We start from the raw sequence: 3,793 nt of genomic DNA on the forward strand, positions 1-3,793 counted from the left end.
TTCGACACCCCCCAAAAAACCTGGAATCGCCTTTGGCTGTTCAACTTGGGTTAGCTCTCAACTGTGAGCTATTGGCAGAGCCGGTCCAGACAAGTGCCGACGCCCTCGTCGGCACTTCTCCCAAGCAGCCCAGGTGCTTTCGGACCTGGGCCATCTATCCCGCGCGTGCATCCGATCGTGATCTTGGTTGTACAAGCTCTTGGAATCGGTGGGCCGCTGGTCGGGACTTCCCTGAGAGCACCTCAGTCTAGAGGCGGAAGTGCGCGATGGAGCCACCCGAACGAGAAGAACTGTTTACGATGAACTACGGCCCAGAGCCGAGTCCCCGGCGATGCAGCACGCGAGAGAAGACGTTCCTCCTGCTGATCGTTGCTGCGTTACTTCTCTTCGCAGTGATGTTCCTGAGGCCACGGCTGAACGGAGGTCCTGACGCGTCCGTTCGCGTCACCCGCGTTTGTCTGGACACAGTGGCGGACTCTCTCCAGTCGTACCACCGCAGCGTAGGCTCATACCCGACTTCGCTCGCTGACCTGTGCCGCTTGCCCCCAGGGATGTCACAAGAAGTCTGGCGCGGGCCTTACGTGGACAGCGTCCACACGCTTAGGGATGGCTGGGGACAAGAGTTGCTGTACAAGAACCCCGGAATTCACAATCCCCAGCACTATGACCTCTGGAGCGCCGGCAAAGACGGCGAGGACGGGACCGACGACGACATCTGCAACTGGGTGTTAGACGATCCATGATCCGCATGGAACGGGATAGGGAATCGAGCCATGGAACACGATCCGCACACTGAACCCGTGACTCTGAACTACGCTTCGGCTCGAAGGACAGTGCCGCCAAACTCCGCCCTGATAATCCTCGTCACGCTGGCCTCGATCACGCTCTGTCCCATGCTATATTCGACATTCGTGACTTTGACCGCCCCTTGTTGCACTGGGTGCGGAGGCAGTAGCCAAACCAAAGCCGAGATGGCCTCACTCAGTAGCGTGCTTGCACTGTACCAATTGCACCTCGGCGCCTATCCGACCTCGCTCGATGACCTTGTGGTGCGGCCTTCCGGGGAAGCAGGGGCGAGGTGGAAAGGGCCCTACGTTGAAAACCCGGGCACACTCAGAGACACCTGGGGCCGACCGCTCCGCTACAAGTCGCCTGGCGTCAAGAACCTCGGGCACTATGACCTCTGGAGCGCCGGCCCGGACGGCGTCGACGGCACAGCAGACGATATCAACAACTGGTGAGACACATATCGTCACGGACAAGTGCTCTGCCTGACGAGAGGCCGATCACAGGCAACAACCCGCCCCCAATGTTATACTGGGACCCCCATTCACAGGAGGACGCCGAATGATCGTGAGAATCACGTTTGTCGCAACCGTGGCAGTTGGCCTGGCAACACCCGTTTCATTCGGCGACGAGCGGTTGCCGGAAGCCAAGCCGGTTCCTGAAGTCATGGTAATCCCCCTGCCGTATGCTCAGGCATCGTTTCAGCATCACGGCCGTGAACTGACCCGCTACCACTTCGGCCCGACGCTCAACCGGCCGTTCCTGTTCCCGCTGGTCGGCCCGGCCGGGTGCAGCTACGCCGGCATGGCCCCCCCTCAGGACCCCATCGGCCACAGCCACCACAACTCCGTCTGGATTTCCCATCAGAACGTCAACGGCGTCAATTTCTGGGTAGATGGTAACGCCCGGATCGTCTGCCAGGGTGTCTCTCGATACGAGGACGGTCCTGAGCAGGCAGCCTTGCTCTCAATGAATGCGTGGCAGGACGCTGACGGCAAAACACTGATGATCGAGCAGCGCCGCATCGCGGTCGAGCCGCTCGGCGACAAGGAGTGGCTGATGTTCATCGACATCCGGCTCGATGCTCCCCCAAACAGCGAGGTAACGCTCAATACCAGTCCGTTCGGCCTGATCGGCGTGCGCATGGTCAAGACCATCAGTGTTCGTGAGGGGGGCGGGCGGATTCTCAACTCGCAGGGGCTGCGAAACGAGAAGGAGGTCTTTCGCAAACCCGCCCGGTGGGTCGACTACAGCGGACCGGTCACGGCCGACGCCACAGGTGGCATCACCCTGATGGACCACCCGGCGAACCCAAATCATCCGGTCCCCTTCCACGTGCGCGACGACGGCTGGATGGGTGCCAGCCTGACATTGACCAAGCCGCTGAATGTCCGGCCGGAAGCGCCTCTGCGGCTGCGTTATGGTTTATGGGTCCACGCAGGCGTACCGGAACCCGAGCGTATCGATCCGCTGTGGAAGCGGTTCGCCGAAGCGCCACTTCCCGAGATGGGACCGCCGAGCAATAGCAAGACCGCGTCAACAGCACCAAGAATCGTTCAGACGAGCAAGCCCGCCTCAGGACCAGACGATCTCCGGACGATCGGCGGAGAACCGATCACGGTGTTCCGCGACCCGGCGCGATACACGTCCTTCCCGGATGTCGAGCGGCTGCCCGACGGGCGTCTCTTGTGCGTCTTTCGCGACGCGACCTATCCAGAGCAGATCCGCCACATCGAAGCGGATGCCCGCATCGTCGGCTCGATTTCGGATGATGGCGGCCGCACGTGGTCCAAGCCATTTGTCATCTATGACGACCCGGACTGCCAGAACGACCCATCGGTTGCGGCGCTTCGCGACGGCCGTTTGCTGCTGAGCTTCTTCAATTGGGTCGGCCGCAGCGAGGCCTACGTCAAGCAGCATAATCCCCCGTACGCCCGGCGAGTCGACCGCGGAGCGTGGGGCGACTATGCCGAACCCGGCGGGGTGAAAACGCTCTGGGGCAAGGCCGCTTCGCTCACTTGGGAACTGAAGCCCAGGGACATGGGAGTTAAGGCCGAACAGTTGCTCGCCACGTCGTCGTCGGCCATCGAAACATCGAAAGGCACGCTGCTGCTGCCGGTTTACGGGCGATCGAAATCGCAGCCCGTCGACCAGGCCTATGTTTTTCGCAGTGCCGACGGCGGCAAAACGTGGAGTGAGCAGATCCTTATGGCCGTCGACCCCGGTGGCAAGATCGCCATGCAGGAACCGGCCCTGGTCGAAAACGCCGACGGCACCATCGTGGCGGTGATGCGGACCGCCAACGCCCAGGACCACATGTTCACCGCTCGATCCGGTGATGACGGTCTCACCTGGTCGCCGGCCGAACGGTTGCCACTGATCGGGCACCCGGCCGACCTGGTACGGCTGCCCGACAAACGCGTTCTCCTGGTCTATGGCTATCGGCATCAGCCCTTCGGCGTGCGAGCATGCGTCAGCGATGATGGCGGTAAGACGTGGGACGTGCACCGGGAACTGGTGATCGCCGCCTCCGGTGTCAACACCGATCTCGGCTACCCCAGCGTCTGCCTGGCCGACGACAGCCATGTCGTGGTCGTCTACTACATGAACGGCCCGAACACCCGAGACCGCTGGATCGAGTGCAAGCGAATTGCGATTGAGGAATTGGGAGGCTAGAAGCCGCTAAGGCGGACCGCCTTTTTGCGGGCCGCAACCCAAGCGTACCGCGATCCAGAAACATGCGCGCAAAATGCGCACCAGTCCCGATGGAAGAGACTAAAAGCTCACACGAGCCATTCTCTTGTAGCTTGCGGATCAGCTCGGTGGATGAGTTCTCCCTTCGGGGCGCCAATCGTCGCCGGGCGAATGCCGAGGCGCTCGACGGTGAGACACTCAGGCAGGTTGTGCGGGTGGGGCAAAACGCACGCCGCGATCGCCTTGGGCCTGGCCGCCTGCCACGCGGGCTATCGCGCCCGCTTCGCCACCGCCATCGACATCATCAATAACC

At 61.9% G+C, this 3,793-nt stretch carries 4 protein-coding genes; all 4 read left to right on the top strand.

The window, feature by feature from the left end; translation table 11 throughout:
- The first annotated feature begins 266 nt into the window (after positions 1 to 266).
- Positions 267 to 743: a type II secretion system protein GspG gene (locus PLL20_21970; GenBank protein HPD32667.1), complete on the top strand. Its 477-nt coding sequence runs from the start codon at positions 267 to 269 to the stop codon at positions 741 to 743.
- 150 nt (positions 744 to 893) lie between these two features.
- Positions 894 to 1,241: a type II secretion system protein GspG gene (locus PLL20_21975; GenBank protein ID HPD32668.1), complete on the top strand. Its 348-nt coding sequence runs from the start codon at positions 894 to 896 to the stop codon at positions 1,239 to 1,241.
- 106 nt (positions 1,242 to 1,347) lie between these two features.
- Positions 1,348 to 3,462: a PmoA family protein gene (locus tag PLL20_21980; GenBank protein HPD32669.1), complete on the top strand. Its 2,115-nt coding sequence runs from the start codon at positions 1,348 to 1,350 to the stop codon at positions 3,460 to 3,462.
- 189 nt (positions 3,463 to 3,651) lie between these two features.
- A partial coding sequence (locus tag PLL20_21985; protein ID HPD32670.1) for an ATP-binding protein occupies positions 3,652 to 3,793 on the top strand: 142 nt, incomplete at its 3' end.

This window comes from Phycisphaerae bacterium (genome assembly GCA_035384605.1).
Classification (GTDB): Bacteria; Planctomycetota; Phycisphaerae; order UBA1845; family PWPN01; genus JAUCQB01.

What these genes read in the sequence shown, in the direction of transcription:
- PLL20_21970 (HPD32667.1), top strand. Translation starts at nt 267, where the DNA reads ATGGAGCCACCCGAACGAGAAGAACTGTTTACGATGAACTACGGCCCA.
- PLL20_21975 (HPD32668.1), top strand. Translation starts at nt 894, where the DNA reads ATGCTATATTCGACATTCGTGACTTTGACCGCCCCTTGTTGCACTGGG.
- PLL20_21980 (HPD32669.1), top strand. Translation starts at nt 1,348, where the DNA reads ATGATCGTGAGAATCACGTTTGTCGCAACCGTGGCAGTTGGCCTGGCA.